The following is a 1548-nucleotide window of genomic DNA, read 5'->3' as shown; positions in this document are numbered from 1 at the left end:
TTGACAATAAATCGATCTTTAGGAGAGCGTCCTGTCCGCTTACCGGTTGTAACAGCCAAAGCACCTGTCGAGCTCAATTTACCCTCACCCTTTTTAAGGACTTGCTGAATGAGTTCATCAACGGAAAGATCGGTGTAAATAGTTCGTGAAGCGATTTGGTCCATATGCTTTCCCTCAGCCATGCTAAAATGAAATCATTATGGCAAATTATTGATGTATTGAAAAGGGAGTTGCAGCCTAGGAAATATCACCGCATACTTGAGTTGGTATGTTAAAAACAAATTTTTTATCGAATTATTTTTTAGTGGCCATGCCCCAATTAAATGATTTTAATTTCACCCAATCTGTTGTGTATATTTCCGAATATGACGATAAAGGAGCGCTAGGAATAATTATTAACAAGCCTCTGCAACAAGTGACTTTGAGTAACGTGCTAGAACATTTGAATATTAAACTCACGGTCTCCAATATTGGGGAACTTCCTATCTTAATGGGAGGACCGATCAACCAAGAAAATGGTTTTATTATTTATGAAAAACAGGCTAAAAACAAAAAAGTCCAACTCTCTGTATCTGCTTCTAAAGAGAAGCTAGAAGATATTGCTAATAATAAAGGTCCTGATAATTTTCTAGTTGCATTAGGTTACGCTGGTTGGGAAGCTGGTCAGTTAGAACAAGAAATTTCTCGCAATGATTGGCTTATTGTGCCTATAATCGAATTATTTTGTTTGAAACGCCTTTAAAACAGCGATGGCAAAAAGCAGCATCTCTGATTGGAATTGATATCACCCGACTTTCTGATCAAGTAGGTCATGCTTAAGAATGGTAGAATAGCTGTACCTCATGTCCCAATTAGGTATATAGGTATGAACGCCGTTAAATTTTCCCATTTTACAGCATTAGGATTTGATTTTGGTCTGAAGCGTATTGGTGTAGCAGTAGGTCAAACATTAACACAATCAGCAAATCCAGTCGCTATTTTAAAAGCTGGAAAGGGGGTTCCAGATTGGGAAAAAATAAAAGAGCTTATTGAAACATGGAAGGTCGATATCCTTATCGTTGGAATTCCTTATAACATGGATGGCTCAGAGCAGCCTCTTACTCATGCTGCACGTAAATTTGCAAACAAATTGAAATTAAAATCGGGCCTTCCGGTTTACACCGTAGATGAACGTCTTACCACTATTGAAGCCAAAAGATTCTGGTTTGAGCAGAAGTTTCAAAAAAAATTTAAGCTTCCTCAACAATTTGATAGTCATGCCGCCAAGCTAATATTGGAGCAGTGGTTACAAGAAAACGTAGGTCAAATCGACAATGGTTAAGAAAGATTTTCCTTATCACCTACTGGGTATGCAATCGCTCACCCGCAATGAAATTGATCTGATTTTGAAACGAGCGAACGACTTTCTTGGTAATATCAAAGAAAATCAAGTGTTTGACACATTAAAGGGGCAAGTGGTCGCTAATTTATTTTTTGAAACCAGTACCCGTACACGTAATTCTTTTGAAATTGCAGCAAAACGATTAGAAGCTATCGTCCTAAGTCCTG

The 1548-nt window shown here is 37.8% G+C and carries 2 protein-coding genes and 2 pseudogenes; 3 read left to right on the top strand and 1 reads right to left on the bottom strand.

Annotated elements, in window-relative coordinates; genetic code table 11:
- On the bottom strand, nt 1–164 hold a 164-nt coding region (locus B1F79_RS04720), incomplete at its 3' end, for a phosphoenolpyruvate carboxykinase (ATP) (protein WP_251366196.1).
- A gap of 104 nt (nt 165–268) precedes the next feature.
- Here B1F79_RS04720 and B1F79_RS04715 point away from each other — a divergent pair.
- The 3 genes and pseudogenes from B1F79_RS04715 to pyrB all read left to right on the top strand — a co-directional run.
- Nucleotides 269–819, top strand: a pseudogene (locus B1F79_RS04715) (YqgE/AlgH family protein).
- A 46-nt stretch (nt 820–865) separates the two neighbouring features.
- Complete coding sequence (ruvX, locus tag B1F79_RS04710; protein WP_251366194.1) at nt 866–1321, top strand: Holliday junction resolvase RuvX; 456 nt, start codon at nt 866–868, stop codon at nt 1319–1321.
- Nucleotides 1314–1548: pseudogene (gene pyrB / locus B1F79_RS04705) on the top strand (aspartate carbamoyltransferase); the annotation flags it as partial. The gene ruvX and the pseudogene pyrB, both read left to right, overlap by 8 nt.

The sequence above is a fragment of the Coxiella-like endosymbiont of Rhipicephalus sanguineus genome, assembly GCF_018687865.1.
The sequence above is the reverse complement of the archived record's forward strand: the minus strand, read 5'-3'. Positions and strand labels throughout refer to the sequence as shown.

Excerpts from the sequence above, each read along its gene's own strand:
- ruvX (WP_251366194.1), top strand. The coding sequence starts at position 866 with ATGAACGCCGTTAAATTTTCCCATTTTACAGCATTAGGATTTGATTTT.